The organism is Streptomyces sp. NPDC043861, assembly GCF_056435905.1.
In genome coordinates, this window is record NZ_JBWKDP010000004.1 from 1 (window position 1) to 21,872 (window position 21,872).

Below are 21,872 nucleotides of genomic sequence, written 5' to 3' on the forward strand. Positions count from 1 at the left end.
GGTTGATAGGCCAGATGTGGAAGCCAGGTAACTGGTGAAGCTGACTGGTACTAATAGGCCGAGGGCTTGTCCTCAGTTGCTCGCGTCCACTGTGTTAGTTCTGAAGTAACGAACACGCCGAGACCACACACCACCACCATCATCGGTGCGGGAAGTGCTGGTCGGCCGGGTTCCACATCTTCATAGAGTTTCGGTGGTCATAGCGTTAGGGAAACGCCCGGTAACATTCCGAACCCGGAAGCTAAGCCTTTCAGCGCCGATGGTACTGCAGGGGGGACCCTGTGGGAGAGTAGGACACCGCCGAACAATTCTTTCGGGAAAGCCCCGGACCTTATGGTCCGGGGCTTTTCTGCGTTCACCACCACCCCACCCCAAAAACCCCACGGGACTCAGGTCGTATGCTGCCCACCCGGGTTGTTCGGACACTCACGGCAGCGACGGTTCTGCCGACGCACATCGGGCCGACGCACATCGGAGGGAAAGGCATCGGAGGGAAAGGCGTTGACCTGCGAGGCCCGGCCCGTGAGGATCGGTGTATGGAGCACTCTATTCGCGCTGTACGCGCCGACGAATGGGAAAAGGCCCGGGACATCCGGCTGGCCGCACTTCAGGACCCTGCCGCGCCCATTGCCTTCCTCGAGACGTACGAGCAGGGGCTCGGACGGTCCCCGGAGTTCTGGCGCGAGCGTACGGGCGCGGCTGCGGAAGGAGTGTCGAGCACGCAGTTCATAGCCGAGGCGCCAGACGGTCGTTGGGAGGGCACGGTCAGTGTGCTGGTCGAGCGGCCCCAGGACGAGGCCCGATTCGGGGCGCCGGCGGTGGTCGAGCAGACCCATCTGGTCGGTGTCTTCGTACGGCCGGAGGCGCGGGGGAACGGGCTGGCCGATGAGCTGTTCGGGGCGGCCATCGAATGGTCCTGGGCGCTGGAGGACCCGCGCATCGAACGGGTGCGGCTGTATGTGCACGAGCGCAATGTGCGGGCCGAGGCCTTCTACCGGCGGATCGGGTTCGTGCCCAGCGGGGTGACCGCTCCCGTGCCCGGTGATCCGACCGCGATCGAGGTCGAGTTCGAACTGCCGCGCGGGGCCGTGCTCAGCCCGTGATGACGCTCTGTCCCGGCCATCGGGCCCGGCCCTGTTCGCGGGAGCGCAGCAGGGCCAGGGTCGGCATGCCCTGATCGGCGCCGGAGGTCAGCAGCTCGGGCAGCAGGGGGAGTGGCGCCACGGCCGCGACATCGTCGAGGACGAGGGTGAGTGGTGGGTCGAGCCGGCCGGCGGATGACCGTGCGGCCATGCGGCGGCCGTGCTCGACCACGCTCGATGCGGCGGCGGTCAGCAGAGGCATTGCCCCGGGGCGGGTGCGGGGATCCTCAATAGGGTCACCCACCACATAAAGAGTGCCCCCCTCGACCAGAAAAGATTCCCACGCGAGCGAATCTGCTCGATTTGGTGTGCAAGCGTCGCGGATATGAACCGATGCCATCGCGGCGAGCGTACGTGCCGTCAGTTCCTGTGCGATTTCGCGCCGTTCGGGATGAGCGGTGAGCGCGGACTCGAGGAGACCGGCGAACCCGGACGCCGCCCTGGGGTGCGTACGGAGGATGCGTACGGGCTCATGGGCACCGCCGCCCTGCGCCCAGCGGTGGACCTGCTTGAAGGGGCGGCCGTCCACGGCAGCGGCGTGCAGCCAGCAGCGCAGGAGCGTTTCAGCGGTGTCGGCGACCGCCGCGTCGATACGGGCGGGCGGGCGGACGGGTGCGAACAGGGCGACCGCGCGGGCAGCGGCGGTGTCGGGGTCCTCACAACCTGTGGAGGGCGACCAGTGGAGGCGGGCGGGCGTGTCGCACAGATGCGAGGGGTCGTACAGGAGGACGGGGCCGAGCTTGGCACGGGCGTCCTTGGTCTCCGCCCACACGGAGGGGTCGGAGGTGACGACGAGTGCGGGGCCGTCGGCCTCACGGACGGCCTGGACGGTGGAGGGCCGACGGGAGGGGGCATCGCCGTAGACGACGCCCGACCCCAGGGGCCCTCGCGGGGCGGGGACGGTCCGCTCCACGGGAAGGCCGTCGGCGGCGGATGTCCCCGGCTGGGACGTCGCGGTCGGGGCGCCGGGGGTGACCGGGGTGCCGTGGCTCTCCGGGAATCCCGGAACTGCGGCGGTCCGGCTCGTGGCCGAGGCACCGGTTGCGACACCACCGGTGGCCGGTGCCGGTCCTCCTGTCGGCATCGCCCGGGCCTCGGCTGGTGCCTGACCCGTCGTCGCCTCTGTCCCGGGGTCGGCGTCCGGCCCGGATGGACGGGTGGTCATGTCCGAGGGCCGGTCCGGCACCGTCTGCGCGGCGGTGTCCAGGACGTGTTCGACGCCCGGCTGCCCGGCCTTCCCGCGGCCCGCTGCCGCCGTCGAGGTACGCCTCCTGGGGCCGGCGCCTGCGGGTCGTGGCCGCGACGCCCGTACCACACGCCAACGCGCCAGCGTCCCCAGCACGAAGACCGTGAGCACGACCAGGACCATCAGCTCGCCGATCAGCAGGCCCCAGAAGAGTCCGTACCCGGAGAGCTGCGCGGGTGGGGTGGTGGGCCAGGCGGCAGGCAGGTCGTGGGGTTCCGAGGCCAGACTGCGCATGGCCAGCGGGGTGTTCGTGAACATCACCCCGTCCGGCCATGCCCCGTGCGCGAACAGGCCGGCCAGGCCCGTCGCCGTCCACACCAGCAGCGTCAGCCCGAGCAGGAAGGCCAGCAGACCCACCAACAGGCCGTCGGGGATGCCTCTTTCCTCGCGAGGGCCCACGCGCCCCGGCAGCTCGCGGGACATGTCACGCCACCGTCGACTCGGGCGACTCGCTCAGACGCTGTTGCTGCTGTTCGATGAGGGCGGCGCGCTGCTCCGTCTCCCACTCCGCCGCCCGCAGGTCCTCCGGCACCGAGGATTCGGTCATGGCGCGGTCCGTGTAGACCAGTGGCCGTTCGGCCTCCGTGACGAGGTGCTTGACCACCTGGACATTGCCGTTGACGTCCCAGACCGCGATACCGGGTGTGAGCGTGGGAATGATCTCGACGGCCCACCGTGGGAGACCGAGCACCCGGCCCGTGGACCGGGCCTCGTCCGCCTTCTGGGCGTAGATCGTCCTGGTGGAGGCCATCTTGAGGATTGCAGCCGCCTCACGCGCCGCCGCCCCGTCGACCACGTCGCTCAGATGATGGACGACGGCCACGAAGGAAAGTCCGAGCCGGCGCCCGAACTTGAGCAGCCGTTGGAAGAGCTGTGCCACGAACGGACTGTTGATGATGTGCCAGGCCTCCTCGACGAGGAAGATCCGCTTCTTCCGGTCGGGCCTGATCCAGGTGTGCTCGAGCCACACGCCCACGATCGCCATCAGGATCGGCATCGCGATGGAGTTCCGGTCGATGTGCGACAGGTCGAAAACGATCAGCGGGGCGTCGAGGTCGATGCCGACGGTGGTGGGGCCGTCGAACATGCCTCGTAGGTCGCCGTCGACAAGCCGGTCCAGGACGAGGGCGACATCCAGGCCCCAGGCCCGTACGTCGTCTATGTCGACGTTCATCGCCGCTGCCGACTCCGGCTCGGGATGGCGCAGTTGCTCGACGATGTCGGTGAGGACCGGCTGCCGGTCGGTGATCATCTCGTTGACGTACGCGTGCGCCACCTTGAGGGCGAAGCCCGACCTCTCGTCGAGCCCGTGACCCATCGCCACCTCGATGATCGTGCGCAGCAGGGCCAGCTGGCCGGTCGTGGTGATGGCCGGGTCGAGGGGGTTGAGGCGAATGCCGCCGTCCAGGGCGGCCATCGGGTCGAGGCGGATGGGAGTGATGCCGAGCTCCTCGGCGATGAGGTTCCACTCGCCGACCCCGTCCTCGCCCTGTGCGTCGAGGACGACCACCTGGCGGTCGCGGAATCGCAGCTGGCGGAGCACGTAGGTCTTCTCCAGCGCCGACTTGCCGTTGCCGGACTCACCGAGGACCAGCCAGTGCGGGGCCGGCAGCTGCTGCCCGTACAGCTGGAAGGGGTCGTAGATGTAGCCCTTTCCGCTGTACACCTCGCGGCCGATGATCACACCCGAGTCCCCGAGTCCCGGTGCTGCAGTCGGCAGATAGACGGCCTGGGCCTGGCCCGTCGACGTACGCACGGGCAGCCGGGTCGTCTCGACCTTCCCGAAGAGGAACGACGTGAAGGTCTCGGTGAGGACGGACAGCGGATCTCGCATCGGATCAGGGCCCCTATCGGCGGATGCCGGTCGCGAACGGCAGCGTGTTCACAAAGGCCCGGTGGTGCTCGCGGTCGCACCACTCCAGCTTCAGGTACGACTTGCCCGCCGAGGCCCTGATCGTGCGCTTGTCCCTGGCCAGGGCCTCGGGCGTACGCGACGACACAGTGATGTACCCGACGAGGTTGACGCCTGCCGCTCCACTGGCGAGATCTTCACCCCGCTGGTCGAGCCTGCCGTGCGCGGCGATGTCGCGCGGGTCGACCGTGCGGTTCATCTTGGCGGCGCGGCTCGCCTCCGCCTCGTCGTTCGTCTTCTCGGTCAGCATCCGCTCGATGGCGACCTCGGTCGGTTCGAGGTCCATGCAGACGGCGACGGTACGGATCACATCAGGGGTGTGGACGAGGAGTGGGGCGAGGAAGTTGACGCCGACGGGAGTCATGGGCCACTCCTTCACCCACGCGGTGGCGTGGCACCAGGGGGCGCGGGTGGACGACTCGCGTGTCTTGGCCTGGAGATAGGTCGGTTCGATCGCGTCCAGTTCGGCGGGCCAAGCGTTTCGTTTCGTCATCGCCTGGATGTGGTCGATGGGGTGGTCCGGGTCGTACATGGAGTGCACGAGGGACGCCAGCCTGCCCTGGCCCAGCGGCTGGCGTACGCGGATGTCGGCCTCGGCGAGGCGGGCGCAGATGTCGGTGAGCTCGCGGGCCATGACGACGGCGAGGCCGGCGTCCTTGTCGAGCTTCTTGGTGCCGGCCCCCTGGCGGGCGGCGCGGGCCATGGTGTGGGCCTCGGCGGCGAGTTCGCGGCTGTAGTGCATGCAGGCGACGAGGTAGGCGCGGTGCTGCTCGCTCGAGGTGGAGACCATCGACTGGAGCTGGTCGTACGAGTCCTGGAGCCAGCCGGGGGCGGATACGTCGCCGCGCTGGGCGACGTCCTTGGCATGGGCGTCGGGGTCCGCGGGAAGCGTGCGGGCCAGCATCTGAAGACGGGTCACGAAGCCGTCGCCGTTGGCCACATGCTTGAGGAGGGTGCCGAAACGGTCGACCAGGGCCTCCTGGTCCTCGCTGTCACGCAGCCCGACGCCCGGTCCCTCGATCTCGATGGCGGCGGTGACGGTACGGCGGTCGGCGTGGAGCAGTACGGCGATCTCGTCCGGTCCGAAGGGTGCGGCGAGCCAGTTGATCCTGCCGATGCCGGGCGGGGGCCCGACCTCGACCTCACGGCCGTCGATACGCGTGCCGGACTCCATGGCGGTGGAGCGGTAGACCGTGCCCTGGCGCAGGGTGCGCTTGTAGCTGCGGTTGATCTCGAACCAGCGGTAGAAGGTGCGCTGGCGGTACGGGACGTACACGGCGGCCAGCGAGAGCAGCGGGAAGCCGGTGAGCAGCACGATCCGCAGGGACAGGACGGGGACCAGCAGTCCGCTCATCATGCCGAGGAACGCCCCCGCGATGATCAGGGCGATCTCGCCGCTCTCGCGGTTCTTGCCGACGATCGCGTTCGGCCTGGCCCGGCCGATGAGGTACGTACGGCGGGGCGCGATGGGCTGGGACTGCGTCGTCAACGCCCTCCACCTCCTGTGCTTCCTGTGCCTGTGCTCTTGCGGCTGCTGTGGGGGGTGCCCGTGCTCGGACCGCCGGCGCCGCTGCCGCCGCTACGTGGCGGGGAGGCGGGGGCGGGGACGGCTCCGTCACCGGCGCCGCGGGAGCCGTGCGCGGCCATCCCGCCGCCGACGGGGCTCGTGGGCCGCGGGGCGCTGCTCGACCCGTCACCCTGCTGGTGGCTGCGGCTCGAGTGGGTCTTGATTCCCTGCGAGACGAGTGCGGCGGGTGAGCTGATGACGGCGGCGGCCTTGTTCTCCGCACTGCTCTGGATGCGGTTGTTGCGGGAGGCGGCGATCTCGTCGCCGAACCCGGGCACGAAGCGGTAGATCATCGCTGAGGCGAAGATGGCGAGCAGGATGATCGCGAGGCCGGTGACGACCGCGGAGAACGAGTCCGGCCCGTCGTCGCCGGCGAGCGCCCCGGCGAGGCCGAGCACGATGATGATCACCGGCTTGACGAGGATCACGGCGATCATGATCCCGGCCCAGCGGCGTACGTGCCCCCAGAGGTTCTTGTCGACGAGTCCGGCGTACACGACGACGCCGAGCAGCGCGCCGACGTAGAGCAGAACGGCGCGGATGAAGAGCTCGAGGTAGAGCACACCGGCCGCGAGCACCGTCACGAGCGACACGATGATCAGCATGATCGGTCCGCCGCCGATGCCGTCGCCCTTCTGGATCGCTTCCTTGAAGCCTCCGAAGAACACGTCCGTCTGGCTGCCGGTGCCCTGCGCGATGACATCGGTGATCGCGTCGGTCGCGGAGACGAGCGTATAGAGGATCAGCGGGGTGAAGGCGGACGCGAGGACGGTCAGCCAGAGGAACCCGATCGCCTCGGACATGGCGGTGGCCAGCGGTACGCCGCGGATGGCGCGCTTGGCGACGGCGAGCAGCCAGAGGAGGAGGGTGAGGAAGGTCGCGGCGGCGAAGACGACGGCGTACTGGGCGAGGAAGGTGCCGTTGGTGAAATCCACCTGGGCGGTGGACTTCACGGCCTTCGACAGCGCGTCGATGATCGCCACGGCGGCGTCGGCACAACCCTTGGCGAGCGACGCGAGGGGGTCGAGGGGGGTGGTGGGGTCGTCGAGGGAGGGGGCGCGGCGGGAGGCGCCTTCGCCGTTGCTGCAGTACTCCTTGGCTGGACCGATCAGCAGGTCGCACGGGTCATTGCTCGGTGTAGGTGTAGGCGACGGGGCTGCGGCGGCGCGCGTCGCGAGCATGATGAGCGCCGTGGGCACAGCTACCAGCATGGTGGCGGCCGAGCTGAGGCGATGCCGAGGACTACCGGGCATAAGTGAAGCCTCCGTATTCCTCAACGGCCTTGCTGATCTCGTCCGAGCTCGACGCTGCGATGTCGCCTGGCACTGGCGCCGGGCCGTCCTTCTGGGAGTCGGTCGTGATCTTCCAGTCGTTGTCCGTCCACGCCAGCTCGAAGGTCCAGGTCTTCCACGTCGTGCTCACCGGGTCGGTCGACCCTGAGCCCGACATGCCGATCAGTCCCGTGTACCAAACCGACACCTTGGCGGTGGCTCCTGCGAAGCTCTCCACCTTGGTTCCGACAGGGATGGTCCTGGACACGAACGTGCTGCCGTCCGGTGCTTCGCCCTCGGCGTTCAAGCCCAGTTTGGCGAGGAACTCCGCGGAGTAGGCCGAGTCCTGCGGGCTCTTGAGTTTGGCCGCCGCCTGGGACGTGTAGACCGTATCCACGATTTGGTGTCGGCTGTCCTTCTGGAACATGCCTACGGAGCCCAGGGCCACGGCATAGTTGGATGCCGCGCTCTGCGCCCCCTGCTCGTTCTTCGCGTACCCCTTCGGGATCTCCCCGGTCTTGCCGGTCACGGGCCGAATCCCGGTCGCCGCGGTCGGGGCGGCACCCTGGGCCTTTTCGGTGGTGGCCGGGGTGTCCGCGCCATCGCCGCGGTTCGCGAACGCGATCGCGGCGATCAGCAGGACCACGACGCCGACCACCGTGATGAGCGAGCGCGAGGCCCGTACCGGCCGTCGCGCACCGCCGTACCCGTCGCCGTTGCCGCCGGTCTCCGGGAGGCGGGTGCGTGTCTGCCCCGCGCCCCCGACACTGTCGTGCTCGTCGCCGAAGCTCATACCGCGTACGCCCCCTCAGCCGTGTGCGGTTCCGTACCGTGGTCGCCGTCCCCGTGTCCTTGTCCCGGCCCGTGGTTCCCGTTGTCGCAGCCGTGGCCGTAGTACGACGGTAGCCGGGCTGGTGTCCGCGCGGGCGCGGTGTGGTGACTCGACATCAGGGGGACGCAACCTCTGCCGGTGGGCGCGACGGGCGGATGGTGTCGGGGACGGGTGGAGTCGGGTGAAGAGGCGTCAGACGGCCATCCCGTACACGATGGTGAAGAGTGTCCCCAGTGACCCGATGATGAAGACTCCGGTCAGCCCGGCCACGATCAGGCCCTTGCCCTGTTCCGCACTGAAGGTGTCGCGCAGGGCCGTCGCTCCGATGCGCTGTTTGGCCGCGCCCCAGATCGCGATGCCCAGGCAGAGCAGGATGGCGACCGCCATCACGACCTCGATCATCACGCGGGCCTCGTTCCCAAGGCTTCCGAAAGGCCCCCAGTTCGGGGCGATTCCACCGATGATGGTGGTGATGTCACCCTTCTCGGCTGCCAGGATCATGTAACTCACCGCCCCTGTCGGGTATTTCGACGCCCTTGCCGTTCGGCATGGGTCACGCTCTATCTTCGCTGATGGAACCGGTCTCGTGCGCCGACTTGGCTGGTCTCTTTACCCGATCCCCGCACAGTTGACCGAACCGGTGCGGCTGACCTGCGGCGGCGGTCGGGCAGTTCTGTGCGAGCTTACGCATGGTCACTCTGTGTATCACGCAGGGTGACTCCGGGCAATGACTGTCGTTGGGGCACTCAGGGCCGAAAACGCCGAGGCCGGACCGGGCGTTCCCGCTCGGCAGGGTGTATCGCTCCAACACCCCTGCGGGTAAGGGTGGTTGGACTACGTTGACGGCATGGCCAACGATCAGGACCTCTCCCGTATCGACACGTCACGCCCCCATACGGCCCGCATCTGGAACTTCTGGACCGGCGGCAAGGACAACTACCCCGTCGACCGGGAGGCCGGCGACCGGATCCGGAAGCTGCACCCCGGGATCGGGGATTACGCGCTCGCGGACCGGCGATTCCTTGGGCGTTCGGTCCGCCGTCTGGCAGCGGAGGCGGGGATCCGGCAGTTCCTGGACATCGGTACGGGTCTGCCGAGCGCCGACAACACCCATGAGGTCGCCCAGCGCGTCGCGCCCGAGTCGCGGATCGTGTACGTGGACAATGACCCGCTCGTCCTCGCGCATGCCCGAGCACTGCTGACGAGTTCACCCGAGGGTGCGACGGACTATCTCGACGCCGACCTGCGTGATGTCGACGCGATCCTGGAGCAGGCCGGGCGCACGCTCGATCTGAACCGGCCCGTGGCGCTCATGCTGCTCGGGGTGGTCATCTTCATCGAGGACGACGATGCGTCGTACGACGTCGTCCGCCGGCTGATGGACGCGTTGCCGTCCGGCAGTCATCTCGTCCTGTCGCACACCATCACCAGTCCGGTGATGCCCGACGTGGACGCGGCCGTCGCCTTCTGGAACGAGAACGGCACCCCCCGGCTGACCCAGCGCACGCCTGAACGGATCCTGCGCTACTTCGACGGGCTGGAGTTGCTGGAGCCGGGCCTCGTCTCCTGCAATCGCTGGCGGCCGGATGCGGGCGAGCCGCAGGAGCCGGAAGAGGTGGCGATGTACGGGGGAGTGGGGCGCAAGCCCTGAGACGGCAGGACCGTAACGACACGGTCCGGGAGTCACCCGGCCGGCGGCACCGGGTTCGATGCCGCCGGCCGGGTCAAGGGCTCACGCCCGGACGGTCATCAGACCGAGCAGTGCGACCGCCACGGCGATCAGTGCGATGACCATCACCGCAGCGGCAGTTCCCCCGGAATCGCCGACGCGACGGGCCTTGTTCCCCACGTTTCCCATGGTGTTCTCCTGTGTTGCTCGCCCCGCCGTTGGTCGTCGGCGGGGTTGGTGCACAGCCTCCCTGGCTGCGTAACACAGAGTAGTGGCCGCAGGTCCAGACCACTTACCCGGGGGTAGGGCCGGCCGCGGCCCCGGGCCGTGGGATCCGGAGCCGGGGTGAAGAGCGCAGTCAGAGGTCGAGTCAGAGGCCGGGTCCCGGCAGGGTGGGGCGAGCAGACCCAGTGGGCCGGGCGAGCAGGCTCAGCGGGGTGCGACGAAGAGGCTCTGTGCGCCGCGGCCGATCGGGCCCTTCTCGTCGTGGAGTTGGGAGTCCGCGAGGCCGATGCCCGCCGGGTCGATGCTCGTGCGTGCCTCGACGCAGACCCACTCCCCGACGGGGTGCCGGTGCAGATGGACCGTCAGGTCCGCGTTGATGAAGACGTGTCGGGTGAAGTCGAGGACGTTGCTGATGCCGTTGCCGGAGTCGGCGGCGATCAGGACACGGTCCAGGGGCCGGATCCCGTCCCCCGCGACGAGTGGCATCCTCATCCGCATCCAGCAGGTGCCGGGTCCCTGTTCCCGGAAGGTTCCCTCGGTGAAACGGGTGTCCATGGCGGTGTGGTAGCCGACGTCCCACGGCACGGCGAAGAAGGGCGTGTCGGCGGTCTCGCCGGGCGAGGGCACCTGGGGCCCGGGGGCGACCGCGGGGCCGGGCTCCTCGAGGGTACGGACACGGAGCGCCCTGGCGATCATGACGGGCGCCTCGCCCTCCGGCGCGAGGGTGGACTCGACGACCTCGACGCTGCGGCCGGAGCGCAGGACGGTCGTGGTCACTTCGAGTGGCCGGATCGGCACGGGGCGGACGATCTCGTACGTGACCCGTGCGAGGCGCATGTCGGTACGCCCACCGGGCCGCTCCTCGAGCGCCCGGCCGAGCAGCGCGGCCGGTGGTCCGGCGTGCTGCGAGTCCGCGTCCCACGGGCCGCGGGTGTGCTCGGTCGGGGCGAAGCGGTTCTCGGAGATCCGCTCGAAGAACGCCTCGGGTTCCGCCATGACGGGCCGCCTCTCCCTGTCGACAGGTGTAGGGCACACGCTACCCACTGGTAACCGGCTGAGCCAGGGTCTGCGGTGCGGCGACCTGCGGTTCCCCCGCGGTGACACGGTGTGACCGCTCCGGCCGCTCCGACCGCGAAAGCGCCCCGACCGGTCGTCCCGACGCCGCAACCGTGGATTCACCCGTGGCCCGGTGCGGCCGTGACGGGCCGCTGCGACCGCCATGGCTGCCGTGCCCAGTGGCGTGATGCGGCTGCTGCGATCCGACGATCCACGGGATCCGACGCGGCGGGCGGCAGGAGGAGGAAGGCAGCAAGGAGGGAGACCCGGCGCCCGACGGGAGCAGGTGGCGTGCGTTCGGCCAATGTGGGCCGGCGTACGCGTCACCGCCGACGCGGCCACCCCTGATCCGGGGGCCCCGCACCTACACTGGCGCAGGGCGGACTTCCGTACGGTGGAGGGTGGTTGACGGTGCGTAAGGCCTGGCTGGTCGCCGGCGGTGCCGTCGGGCTGTGCCTGTGCTTCGTCGCGCTGCTCGTCGTCGGCACCTACACCGCCGCTGCGGGGATCGCCAGGAGCGGGGCGGGCGGGGCCGTCGCCCTGGCCAAGGGGGCCGTGCCGGCGCTCTATCAGCCGCTCGTCCAGAAGTGGGGCAACCTCTGCCCGGCCATCAATCCCGCGCTGCTCGCGGCGCAGCTCTACCAGGAGAGCGGCTGGAACCCGCGGGCGCAGAGCCCGGCCGCCGCGCAGGGCATCGCGCAGTTCATTCCCGGGACATGGGCCGCGCACGGAGTCGACGGGGACGGTGACGGGGACCGGGACGTGTGGGACCCCGCCGACGCGATTCCGTCGGCCGCCTCGTACGACTGCAAGCTGGCCGGCTATGTGAAGAAGGCGCCGGGCGACCCGACGGACAACATGCTGGCGGCCTACAACGCGGGGGCGTACGCGGTCATCAAGTACGGGGGAGTGCCGCCGTACAAGGAGACGCGGAACTACGTCAAGATCATTCGCTCGCTGGAGAAGAGCTTTGCGCGGCCCGTGGGGCGGGTCGCGCCGTCTCGACAGGCGGCGGGGGCGATCTACTTCGCCCAGCAGAAGCTCGGCACCCCCTATCTGTGGGGCGGCAACGGGACGCCGGAACAGGGCGGGCGGTTCGACTGCTCGGGACTGACCCAGGCCGCGTACAGGACCGTCGGGATCGAGCTGCCGCGCGTCGCGAACGACCAGTACAACGCCGGGCCGCATCCCTCACGGGACGAGCTGCTCCCGGGAGACCTGGTGTTCTTCTCGGACGACCTCACCAACTCGCGGGCGATCCGGCACGTCGGGCTCTACGTCGGCGGCGGATACATGATCAATGCGCCGTACACCGGCGCCGTGATCCGCTTCGACAAGATCGACACGCCCGACTACTTCGGGGCGACGAGGGTGACCAAGGACGGGGCGGAGGCGCTGCCGAGGGCCCGTGCCGGTGCCATGACGGAAGACTGACGGAGTGTCGGTCATGGCCGGAACTCTCCGTTAAGTCAGGGCCCTGAGCTGCGGCGATGTATCACTCTTCGATAACGTCATGGTGATCGTTCCGTGGAGAGTGGAACGGACCGGCGGGGCGCGTCGTTCCCTGGAGCGGAGCATCACTCACGTATGCACCGCACACCGCACCGACCACGGGGGACTGGCAGGAGCGGCGCACACCGTCGTGCGCCGCGGCAGCAGGCGACAAGGCAGGCAAGGGGCCGCAGGATGGCTGGACTCGCACTCCAAGGGGTGAACCCCGACGTCGGCCTGCTCCATGACATCAACGGGCTGGCCCGGTCCGCGCCGCCCTGGTTCGACGGCGTCATGGCATTCGTCGGTGAGTACGGGATCATGCTCGCGATGGTGCTCCTGGTGCTCTGGTGCTGGTGGAGCGTCCGTCGGCGGAGTACGCAGGACGAAGCGGTCGCGGCACTGACCGGGCTGTTCTGGGCGCCGCTCGCGGCCGCTGTCGCGCTGCTGGTGAACATCCCGATCCGTGGGTTCGTGGAACGGCCACGCCCGTTCCTGGACCACGAGGGGATCGAGGTGCTCGTGGCCGGGAAGACCGACTTCTCGTTCGTGAGCGATCACGCGACGCTGGCGATGGCCCTGGGCGTCGGACTCTTCGTCGCACACCGGAACTTCGGGTTCGTGGCGATCGGTCTCGCGCTGGCCGAAGGCTTCTGCCGGGTGTACATGGGCGTCCACTACCCGACGGACGTGGTGGGCGGCTTCGCGCTCGGCACGGCTGTGACACTGCTGCTCGCACCGCTGGCGCTGGCCTTGCTGACCCCGCTGGTCTCGGCGATCGCCCGCTCCGGAAGGGCCGGTTGGATCGTGCAGTCGCGGCGCGCGGCGGCACGGGAGCAGGCGCAGGAGGGCCAGGAGCTGCGCGGGACGCTGGACCTTGCGGAGCCGCGGCGGGCAGCCGGGCCCGGCGAGAAGGACCTCGCGGCGTAACCGGCTCCGCCCGGCGCGGAGGCGGTGCTCGCCCTCACCGGGCGCGGAGGCGGTGCTCACCCCGCCTCATGCTCATGCACAGGTCGCCCCGTCCTGGAGAAGGACGAGCGCCGGGGCCGGGCGCAGGCGTATCCCGCCCACGGGTGCTCGGTGCGGAGGCCGCCCGGCGGGGGCGGCCCTTGGGGAGGGCAGCCTTCGGGGCCGGTCGCGGCGGCTCGTCTCGTGGAGTTCGTGTCCGGCCGCGAGGACGCCGTTCGACGCGGCTTCGCGGTGTGCCCGGCGGGTGCGCCGGGACGTGGGGCATCCTCCTCGGCGGGCACTCGTGTTCGCGGCGGTCAGGACTCGGCGGACGGGCTCGTCTCGTGCAACTCGGCGTCGGTGCGGGCGCGTTCACGGGATCGGCGGGCCGGCCCCCGCCAGCCGCAGCTGCAGCTGGCGAGGCAGAAGGAACCACGTTCCGTCGTCTGGGTGTGATGTTGCCGCTCCACGACTCCACGGTACTTGCCGTGACGGGGTGCCGGGGACCGTCGTTATCCCGGGCGGGAGGGCCGAGGAATGGGGATGCCGGCGATGGTGGTGCAGCAGCACAGGCTCAGGGGCGGGGCGTGTGCCGTCGCCGCCGTGGTCGGTGTGGGGGTGGGGTTGATCGTGACCACGGGTTGTTCCGCGGGCGGAGATGCCGTGGCCGACGCCCGGCCCAGCGGTGATCCCGTCACCGCCGTACGGAACGCCGCCGATGTGCTCGCCGGCGCCGGCACGTCCAAGGCCCGCACCTCGATGGAGATGGCGGCCGGCGGAACCCGGGTCACCATCCGGGGCGAGGGCGGCTATGACTTCCGCCGCGGCATGGGCCGGCTGCGCGTGGTGCTGCCCAAGGATCCCGCGGGCGCGGACGAGCACCGGCCGATCATCGAACTGCTCGCACCCGGTGCTCTTTACATGAAGGACCGCGGCGCGGGGGTCCCGCCGGACAAGTGGGTACGAATCGACACCACGACCCTGAAGGACGGCAATCTCGTCACGGGTGGCGCGACCGACCCGGCGGCCGCCGTCGAACTGCTGCGCGGGGCGCGGACGGTGACGTACCTCGGCCGGGAGGACCTCGCCGGCGTCAAGGTCACCCACTACCGCGGCACCACGGACATCGCGCACGCCGCCAGGGCCGCTTCGCCGCGGACCCGGGGTGCGCTTGCCGCGGCGGCGAAGGGATTTGCCCGGGACGCGGTGCCGTTCGACGCGTACCTCGACGACGCGGGGCGGCTGCGCAAGGTGCGCCACCAGTTCAGCTTTGTGAATCAGGGCCGCAGCGTCGACGTCGCCTCGACGACTCTGCTGTACGAGTTCGGCGCGCCCGTCGTCGTTCAGTTGCCGGCCCACCGGGACATCTACGCCGGCAGGATCCGCGTCTAGACAGAGGGGGCTGTCGCTAAATGGTCCGGACGTGCCATGCGTGGCGCGTGTCCAGCTCCCTACGCTAGGAAGTCGACACCGGCCGGAAGAGGTGAAAGCACGTGGCTCCGCCCAGCACGCCGACAGTCCAGGACCACGTGGCCCTCGCCGAGATCGAGCTGTGCGGTGAATTGATGATCGCGGCGTCGGCCGCGGACGGGGAGCGGCTCAGCGCCGACCGTATCGACGAGGTGCTCAACGTGATCAGTGCGACGGTGTCGGGCAGCGACTGAATGCGGAGGCGTGCGCCCCGGGCCGCGCCCTCGCTCAGGTCCGCATCATGCGGGCGATCGCCTTCGTCGCCTCCTCCACCTTCGCGTCGATCTCCTCACCGCCCTTGAGGGCGGCATCGGCGACGCAGTGGCGCAGATGCTCTTCGAGCAGCTGGAGTGCGAAGGACTGCAGAGCCTTCGTGGACGCGGAGACCTGCGTGAGTATGTCGATGCAGTACGTGTCCTCGTCGACCATGCGCTGCAGCCCGCGGATCTGGCCCTCGATCCGGCGCAGCCGCTTGAGGTGCTCGGCCTTCTGCTTGTGGTACCCGTGCACACCGCGGTCGTGGTCCGTGACCGGAAGTCCACCGGCTGCTTCCGCGGCCACATCCGCGGCCGTTTCCGCGGCTGTCCCCGCGGCCGTGCCCGTGGTCGTCATCGCGTCCTCCCGTGGTCCCTGATCTCATGGCCGAAGCTCTGTCCGGTATACCCCTCGTGGGTATATGGTACCGATCCCTGACGGTTGCGGCAGGGCCCTGTGCTGATCACTGTGCCCCATGGGCGACACTGAGGGGACGCCGGTTAGCCGTGGCCGGATGATGCGCCTAGCATCAGCCTGACCGAACCCAGCACCCCGAGGACCCCACGTGCGATTTCGTCTGACCCCCAGGGAGACGAGCTTCTACGACATGTTCGCCGCGTCCGCGGACAACATCGTCACGGGCTCGAAGCTCCTGATGGAACTGCTCGGGGCGGATGGACCCGCCCGGGCCGAGATCGCGGAACGGATGCGGGCAGCGGAGCATGCCGGGGACGACGCCACCCATGCGATCTTCCACCAGCTGAACTCCTCGTTCATCACCCCCTTCGACCGCGAGGACATCTACTCGCTGGCCTCGTCGCTCGACGACATCATGGACTTCATGGAGGAGGCCGTCGACCTGGTCGTCCTCTACAACGTCGAGGAGTTGCCGAAGGGCGTCGAGCAGCAGATCGAGGTGCTGGCGCGGGCGGCGGAGCTGACGGCGGAGGCCATGCCGCATCTGCGGACGATGGACAACCTCACCGAGTACTGGATCGAGGTCAACCGGCTCGAGAACCAGGCGGACCAGATCCACCGCAAGCTTCTGGCCCACCTCTTCAACGGTAAGTACGACGCCATCGAGGTGCTCAAGCTCAAGCAGATCGTGGATGTGCTGGAGGAGGCCGCCGATGCCTTCGAGCATGTGGCCAACACGGTGGAGACCATCGCGGTCAAGGAGTCCTGAGGCTTCGTGGACACCTTTGCGCTGGTCGTGACCATCGGGGTCGCGCTCTTCTTCACGTACACGAACGGATTTCACGACTCCGCCAACGCGATCGCGACCTCCGTGTCCACGCGGGCGCTCACCCCACGGGCCGCGCTGGCGATGGCCGCGGTGATGAATCTCGCCGGTGCCTTTCTCGGCAGCGGAGTCGCCAAGACCGTGAGCGAGGGCCTGATCGAGACGCCGAAGGGCGACCGGGGCATGGGCATCCTCTTCGCGGCCCTGGTCGGCGCGATCATCTGGAACCTGATCACCTGGTACTTCGGTCTGCCGTCGTCGTCCTCGCATGCGCTCTTCGGCGGCATGGTGGGGGCGGCGCTGGCCGGCGGTACCGAGGTCATCTGGGGCGGGGTGCTCGACAAGGTCATCATCCCGATGTTCGTCTCGCCGGTCGTGGGCCTGCTCGTGGGCTATCTGGTGATGTGCGCGATCATGTGGATCTTCCGGAAGGCCAACCCGTCCAAGGCGAAGCGCGGATTCCGCATCGCCCAGACCGTTTCGGCGGCGGGCATGGCCCTCGGCCACGGTCTCCAGGACGCGCAGAAGACGATGGGCATCGTGGTGATGGCCCTGGTCATCGCGGATGTCGAGGACTACGGCGACCCGATTCCGGTGTGGGTGAAGATCGTCTGCGCGGTGATGCTGTCGCTCGGTACGTATGCGGGCGGCTGGCGCATCATGCGGACGCTGGGGCGGAAGATCATCGAGCTCGATCCGCCCCAGGGGTTCGCCGCGGAGACGACGGGGGCGTCGATCATGTTCGGGTCCGCCTTCCTCTTCCACGCCCCGATCTCGACCACGCATGTGATCACCTCGGCGATCATGGGTGTGGGTGCGACGAAGCGCGTGAACGCGGTGCGGTGGGGTGTCGCGAAGAACATCGTCATGGGCTGGTTCATCACGATGCCGGCCGCGGCGCTGGTGGCTGCGGTCAGTTTCTGGATCGTGCACCTGGCCTTCGGCTGAGGTACGCCCCCGGGCGGGCGTGCGCTCGGCGTCGTGGCGGTGCGTGTGGCCCGCGGCGCCGGGGGTGTGGGGTGCGGATCGGCCCGTACCGCCGGTACCGGCCGGGTGCCCTGACCTCGCGGACGGATGCCCCGGCCGCCTTCGCGGCGCCGCCCGAGCCCGTCGACCTCGGCACGTCCGGTGCTTACGGACGGATGTCCCGGGCCGCCTTCGCGGCGCCGCCCGAGCCCGTCGACCTCGGCACGTCCGGTGCTTGCGGACGGATGTCCCGGGCCGCCTTCGCGGCGCCGCCCGAGCCCGTCCGCCTCGGCACGTCCGGCGCTTGCGGACGGATGTCCCCGGACGCGCGGACGGTGACGGTGCCGGTGGGCGCCCGCGCCGGTGGGGAAACGCGTGTCGGCCCCCTCTCTGTCGAGAGGGGGCCGACCCTTCGCCTTGCGGTGGCACCGCCATGCAGCACCGCGAGGCAGACCGGAGGGGGCGGGGGCCCGGACTCAGCCGAAGCGGCCCGAGATGTAGTCCTCTGTGGCCTGGACGGACGGGTTGGAGAAGATCCGCTCCGTCTCGTCTATCTCGATCAGCCGGCCGGGCTGGCCGACCGCCGCCAGGTTGAAGAAGGCCGTGCGGTCGGAGACACGCGCCGCCTGCTGCATGTTGTGCGTCACGATGACGATCGTGAAGCGGTCCTTCAGCTCGCCGATCAGGTCCTCGATCGCGAGGGTCGAGATCGGGTCCAGCGCGGAGCAGGGCTCGTCCATGAGCAGGACGTCCGGCTCGACCGCGATCGCGCGGGCGATGCACAGACGCTGCTGCTGGCCGCCGGACAGGCCCGAGCCGGGCTTGTTGAGGCGGTCCTTCACCTCGTTCCAGAGGTTCGCGCCCTTGAGCGACCGCTCGACGATCTCGGCGAGCTGGCGCTTGTTGTAGTTACCGTTGAGCTTCAGGCCCGCAGCGACGTTGTCGAAGATCGACATCGTCGGGAACGGGTTCGGGCGCTGGAACACCATGCCCACCGTGCGGCGCACCGCGACCGGGTCGACACCCGAGCCGTACAGGTTCTCGTCGTCCAGCATCACCTTGCCCTCGACGCGACCACCGGGGGTGACCTCGTGCATGCGGTTCAGGGTGCGCAGGAACGTGGACTTTCCGCAGCCGGACGGGCCGATGAAGGCCGTCACCGAGCGGGGCTCCACGGTCATCGAGATGTCCTCGATGGCCTTGTGGGCGCCGTAGAAGGCACTGAGACCGCTGACGTCGATTCGCTTGGCCATGTTCAAATCACTTCCAAAAGGCCTTAGCGGCCGGTCTTCGGGGCCTTCCAGCGGGCGATGCCACGGGCCACCAGGTTGAGGATCATGACGAAGGCGATCAGTACGAGGGCCGCTGCCCAGGCGCGGGCGACGGCGGCGTCGGTACCGACGGCGTACTGCTCGTAGACGTACAGCGGCAGCGAGGCCTGAGCGCCTTCGAAGGGGTTCGGGTTGATCAGCTTCGTACCGAAGACGAGCAGCAGTACGGGAGCCGTCTCACCCGTGATGCGGGCCACCGCGAGCATGACGCCCGTGGTGATGCCGCCGATCGCGGTCGGCAGGACCACCTTGACGATCGTGCGCCACTTGGGGACGCCCAGCGCGAGCGAGGCTTCGCGCAGCTCGTTGGGGACGAGCTTGAGCATCTCCTCGGTGGAGCGGACGACGACCGGCATCATCAGGATGGCGAGAGCCATCGCGCCGGCGAATCCGGAGGGCCCGAAGCCCAGCATCAGATTCCAGGTGGCGAGGATGAAGAGACCCGCGACGATCGACGGAATGCCCGTCATGACGTCAACGAAGAAGGTGACGGCCCGCGCCAGCTTTCCGCGGCCGTACTCGACCAGGTAGATCGCGGTCAGCAGCCCGATGGGGGCGGCGATCGCGGTGGCGATGAGGACCTGCTCGATGGTGCCCAGCAGTGCGTGGTAGACACCACCGCCGGTCTCGGAGTCGAGGATGCCGTTCATCGAGTGGCTCAGGAAGTACCCGTCGAGGACTTCCGCGCCCTTGCTGATCGTGACCCAGGCGAGGGAGAGCAGGGGGACGACGGCGAGGACGAAGGAGACCCAGATGACGCTGGTGGCCACCCGGTCCTTGGCCTGGCGGCTTCCCTCCACCCTGGAGGTGATCAGAAAGCTGGCGGCCACGAAGATCAGGGCGGCCAGCAGACCCCACTGCACCCTGCTCTGCCATCCGGCGGCCGCACCGATACCGATGCCCGCGGCCACGGAACCGACGGCGATGGCCGGCTGGGCCCAACGGGGCAGGCGCGCGTGGGAGAGGTGGTTCACCCTGGCGTCCCGGACAGGACGCTGGTTCTGGACGGCGTGGCTCATGCGTTGGCCCCCGAGTACTCCTTGCGGCGGGCGATGATCCACCGGGCCGCACCGTTGACCAGCAGCGTGATGGCGAAGAGGACGAGGCCGGAGGCGATCAGGGCGTCCCGTCCGAACTCATCCGCCTCGTTGAACTTCGAGGCGATGTTCTGGGCGAACGTGCCGCCGCCCGGGTCGAGCAGATGCCCGGAGATCAGGAAGCTCGGGGAGAGCACCACGGCGACGGCCATGGTCTCGCCGAGAGCACGGCCCAGGCCCAGCATCGAGGCGCTGATGATGCCGGAGCGGCCGAAGGGGAGCACCGACATGCGAATGACTTCCCAGCGCGTGGCGCCCAGCGCGAGCGCGGCCTCCTCATGCATCTTCGGAACCTGGAGGAAGACCTCACGGGTGACGTTGGTGATGATGGGAAGGATCATGATCGCCAGCAGGATGCCGACGGTGAACAGGCTGCGCGCGGGGCCGTCGCTCGACTTGTCGAAGATGTACGTCCAGCCCATGTACTCGTCGAGCCACTTGTTGAGGCCGTCCAGATACGGGACGAGGAAGATCGCGCCCCAGAGGCCGTAGATGATGCTGGGCACGGCGGCGAGCAGGTCGACGACGTACGCGAGCGGGGCGGCGAGCCTGCGCGGCGCGTAGTGCGAGATGAAGAGGGCGATGCCGACGGCGACCGGCACGGCGATGGCCATGGCGATGATCGAGGAGACGACCGTGCCGAAGGCCAGAACCGCGATGCCGAAGACCGGCGGGTTGCCGGCCGGGTTCCACTCGAAGGTCGTGAGGAAGTTCCCCTGGTCCTTCGAGACCGCGAGGATCGTGCGGTAGGTGAGGAAGCCGGCGATCGCGGCCATGATCACCAGGAGGGTGATGCCGGATCCGCGCGACAGACCCAGGAAGACGCGGTCTCCTGGGCGGCTCTTGGATGTGGTGTTCGTGGTGGCCGGCCCTGGTGGGGGCGGCGCTTCGGTGTGCGTGGTGGTTGCCATGATTTTCTCCGGTCTGCGGAGCCGTGGACGGCTCCCGGGCGGCGGTGCACCGGATGCTGGGGCCGGTCCGGCCTTGGTGTGGTCGGACCGGCCCCGGTCGGGTCAGGACAGGGTGGGGACGATCTCGCGGACCTTGGCCGCGATCTCGGCGGGCAGCGGGGCGTAACCGGCGTCGGTGAGGACCTTCTGGCCCTCCTCGCTGGCGGTGTAGGTGAGGAACGCCTTCAGGGTCGGCAGGGTCTCCGCCTTGTTGCCCTTGTCGCAGGCGATCTCGTACGTCACCAGGGTGAGCGGGTAGGCGCCCGGAGCCTTGGTCTTGTAGTCGAGACCCAGGGCGAGGTCCTTGCCCGTGCCCTTGATCTTGGCCGCGGCGATCGCCTTGGAGGCGTTCTCGGAGGTGGCCTCCACCGGGGTGCCCGCGCCGGTGTCGATCTTGACAGTGTTGATCTTGTTGGCGGTCGCGTAGGACAGCTCGAAGTAGCCGATCGTGCCCTCGGCGCCCTTGACGCCCGTGGCGACACCGGAGGATCCGTTGGCGGCCTGGCCACCGTCGGCGAGCCACGCCTTCGACTTCGGGTCGTGCTTCCACTCGGCAGGGGCGGCCTCGCTGAGGAACTTGCCCAGGTTCTGCGTGGTGCCGGACTCGTCCGAGCGGTGGTACGCCTGGATGGTGGAGGCGGGCAGCTTGACACCCGGGTTCAGCTTGGCGATCGCCGGGTCGTTCCACTTGGTGATCTTGTTGTCGAAGATCTTGGCGAGGGTCGGGGCGTCGAGGACGAGGTTGTCCACACCGCTCAGGTTGTAGCCGATCGCGATCGGGCCGCCGAGCATCGGCAGGTTGATGCCCTGACCGCCGGAGCAGACCTTCTTGGACTCCTCGACCTCTTCGGGCTTCAGGGCGGAGTCGGAGCCGGCGAAGGCGACCTGGCCCTGGTTGAACTTGGTGATGCCGCCGCCGGAGCCGATGGGCTGGTAGTTGATCTCGACGCCGGAGCAGGCCGCCTGGAATTCCTTCACCCAGAGGTCCATGGCGTTCTTCTGCGCGCTGGAGCCGGCGGCGAGGAGCTGGCCCTTGGCGTTGTCGCACTTGATGGCGGAGGCGGCCTTCGTCTTGTCGCCGCCGTTGGTGTCGCCGGTGTTGTTGTCCGAGCCGCACGCCGTGAGGACCAGGGCGCCGGAGACCGCAAGGGCAGCGAGCGCGGTGGCGCGAAGCCCGTTGTTGCGCTGAAGCTTCACTTTT

Annotated in this window: 21 protein-coding genes and 1 rRNA gene; 9 read left to right on the forward strand and 13 right to left on the reverse strand. The window is 69.1% G+C overall.

What is annotated here, in order from left to right; translation table 11 throughout:
- Positions 1–189 precede the first annotated feature (189 nt).
- Positions 190–306, forward strand: a 5S ribosomal RNA gene (gene rrf / locus AC068D_RS10765).
- A 230-nt stretch (positions 307–536) separates the two neighbouring features.
- A complete protein-coding gene (locus AC068D_RS10770) occupies positions 537–1,103 on the forward strand; it encodes a GNAT family N-acetyltransferase (protein ID WP_478822634.1) in 567 nt (188 codons plus the stop codon).
- Here the strand turns inward: AC068D_RS10770 and AC068D_RS10775 are convergent.
- The 6 genes from AC068D_RS10775 to AC068D_RS10800 form a co-directional block, all read right to left on the reverse strand.
- Positions 1,093–2,811 carry a type VI secretion protein gene (locus AC068D_RS10775; RefSeq protein ID WP_478822635.1) on the reverse strand — a complete coding sequence of 573 codons (1,719 nt, stop codon included), beginning with the start codon at positions 2,809–2,811 and terminating at the stop codon, positions 1,093–1,095. The two genes, AC068D_RS10770 and AC068D_RS10775, sit on opposite strands and share 11 nt — an antisense overlap.
- Position 2,812: 1 nt before the next feature.
- Positions 2,813–4,222, reverse strand: coding sequence for an ATP-binding protein (locus AC068D_RS10780; RefSeq protein WP_478822636.1), 1,410 nt, complete (start codon positions 4,220–4,222; stop codon positions 2,813–2,815).
- A gap of 13 nt (positions 4,223–4,235) precedes the next feature.
- Positions 4,236–5,789 (reverse strand): SCO6880 family protein, encoded by a 1,554-nt coding sequence (locus AC068D_RS10785; protein ID WP_478822637.1) that lies wholly within the window; start codon positions 5,787–5,789, stop codon positions 4,236–4,238.
- Positions 5,786–7,120, reverse strand: a complete 1,335-nt coding sequence (locus AC068D_RS10790; protein WP_478822638.1) for a hypothetical protein — start codon at positions 7,118–7,120, stop codon at positions 5,786–5,788. Before AC068D_RS10790 ends, AC068D_RS10785 begins: the two co-directional genes overlap by 4 nt.
- Entirely contained in the window at positions 7,110–7,931 is an 822-nt protein-coding gene (locus tag AC068D_RS10795) for a hypothetical protein (protein ID WP_478822639.1), read from the reverse strand. Before AC068D_RS10795 ends, AC068D_RS10790 begins: the two co-directional genes overlap by 11 nt.
- Positions 7,932–8,162: 231 nt before the next feature.
- Entirely contained in the window at positions 8,163–8,471 is a 309-nt protein-coding gene (locus tag AC068D_RS10800) for a hypothetical protein (protein WP_142217964.1), read from the reverse strand.
- Between the two features lie 346 nt (positions 8,472–8,817).
- Here AC068D_RS10800 and AC068D_RS10805 point away from each other — a divergent pair, with 346 nt between their 5' ends.
- Positions 8,818–9,621 (forward strand): SAM-dependent methyltransferase, encoded by an 804-nt coding sequence (locus AC068D_RS10805; RefSeq protein ID WP_478822640.1) that lies wholly within the window; start codon positions 8,818–8,820, stop codon positions 9,619–9,621.
- 81 nt (positions 9,622–9,702) lie between these two features.
- Here AC068D_RS10805 and AC068D_RS10810 read toward each other — a convergent pair whose 3' ends face one another.
- Both AC068D_RS10810 and AC068D_RS10815 read right to left on the reverse strand, forming a co-directional pair.
- Positions 9,703–9,828 carry a hypothetical protein gene (locus AC068D_RS10810; protein ID WP_478822641.1) on the reverse strand — a complete coding sequence of 42 codons (126 nt, stop codon included), beginning with the start codon at positions 9,826–9,828 and terminating at the stop codon, positions 9,703–9,705.
- Positions 9,829–10,068: 240 nt separating this feature from the next.
- Entirely contained in the window at positions 10,069–10,860 is a 792-nt protein-coding gene (locus AC068D_RS10815) for a thioesterase family protein (protein WP_478822642.1), read from the reverse strand.
- A 471-nt stretch (positions 10,861–11,331) separates the two neighbouring features.
- Here AC068D_RS10815 and AC068D_RS10820 point away from each other — a divergent pair, with 471 nt between their 5' ends.
- From AC068D_RS10820 to AC068D_RS10835, 4 genes are all read left to right on the forward strand, one after another.
- Positions 11,332–12,354, forward strand: a complete 1,023-nt coding sequence (locus AC068D_RS10820) for a C40 family peptidase (protein ID WP_478823115.1) — start codon at positions 11,332–11,334, stop codon at positions 12,352–12,354.
- A gap of 252 nt (positions 12,355–12,606) precedes the next feature.
- Positions 12,607–13,341 (forward strand): phosphatase PAP2 family protein, encoded by a 735-nt coding sequence (locus tag AC068D_RS10825; protein ID WP_478822643.1) that lies wholly within the window; start codon positions 12,607–12,609, stop codon positions 13,339–13,341.
- A gap of 570 nt (positions 13,342–13,911) precedes the next feature.
- On the forward strand, positions 13,912–14,751 hold the full coding sequence (locus tag AC068D_RS10830) for an SCO4651 family lipoprotein (protein ID WP_478823116.1): 840 nt from the start codon (positions 13,912–13,914) through the stop codon (positions 14,749–14,751).
- Positions 14,752–14,852: 101 nt separating this feature from the next.
- Positions 14,853–15,023, forward strand: coding sequence for a hypothetical protein (locus AC068D_RS10835; RefSeq protein WP_478822644.1), 171 nt, complete (start codon positions 14,853–14,855; stop codon positions 15,021–15,023).
- Positions 15,024–15,057: 34 nt separating this feature from the next.
- Here the strand turns inward: AC068D_RS10835 and AC068D_RS10840 are convergent, their stop codons facing one another.
- Positions 15,058–15,441, reverse strand: coding sequence for a metal-sensitive transcriptional regulator (locus AC068D_RS10840; RefSeq protein WP_478822645.1), 384 nt, complete (start codon positions 15,439–15,441; stop codon positions 15,058–15,060).
- A 208-nt stretch (positions 15,442–15,649) separates the two neighbouring features.
- On the opposite strand from AC068D_RS10840, the gene AC068D_RS10845 reads away from it, so the two are divergent.
- Positions 15,650–16,270, forward strand: coding sequence for a DUF47 domain-containing protein (locus AC068D_RS10845; protein WP_093661211.1), 621 nt, complete (start codon positions 15,650–15,652; stop codon positions 16,268–16,270).
- Between the two features lie 6 nt (positions 16,271–16,276).
- Entirely contained in the window at positions 16,277–17,275 is a 999-nt protein-coding gene (locus AC068D_RS10850) for an inorganic phosphate transporter (protein WP_478822646.1), read from the forward strand.
- 494 nt (positions 17,276–17,769) lie between these two features.
- Here the strand turns inward: AC068D_RS10850 and pstB are convergent, their stop codons facing one another.
- The 4 genes from pstB to pstS all read right to left on the reverse strand — a co-directional run bounded on the left by pstB (position 17,770) and on the right by pstS (position 21,868).
- Complete coding sequence (gene pstB, locus AC068D_RS10855) at positions 17,770–18,546, reverse strand: phosphate ABC transporter ATP-binding protein PstB (RefSeq protein ID WP_478822647.1); 777 nt, start codon at positions 18,544–18,546, stop codon at positions 17,770–17,772.
- A gap of 23 nt (positions 18,547–18,569) precedes the next feature.
- Positions 18,570–19,643 (reverse strand): phosphate ABC transporter permease PstA, encoded by a 1,074-nt coding sequence (gene pstA / locus AC068D_RS10860; RefSeq protein ID WP_478822648.1) that lies wholly within the window; start codon positions 19,641–19,643, stop codon positions 18,570–18,572.
- Entirely contained in the window at positions 19,640–20,632 is a 993-nt protein-coding gene (pstC, locus tag AC068D_RS10865) for a phosphate ABC transporter permease subunit PstC (RefSeq protein WP_478822649.1), read from the reverse strand. The genes pstA and pstC overlap by 4 nt, the downstream gene beginning before the upstream one ends.
- Positions 20,633–20,734: 102 nt before the next feature.
- Positions 20,735–21,868: a phosphate ABC transporter substrate-binding protein PstS gene (gene pstS, locus AC068D_RS10870; RefSeq protein WP_478822650.1), complete on the reverse strand. Its 1,134-nt coding sequence runs from the start codon at positions 21,866–21,868 to the stop codon at positions 20,735–20,737.
- Positions 21,869–21,872: the final 4 nt, after the last annotated feature.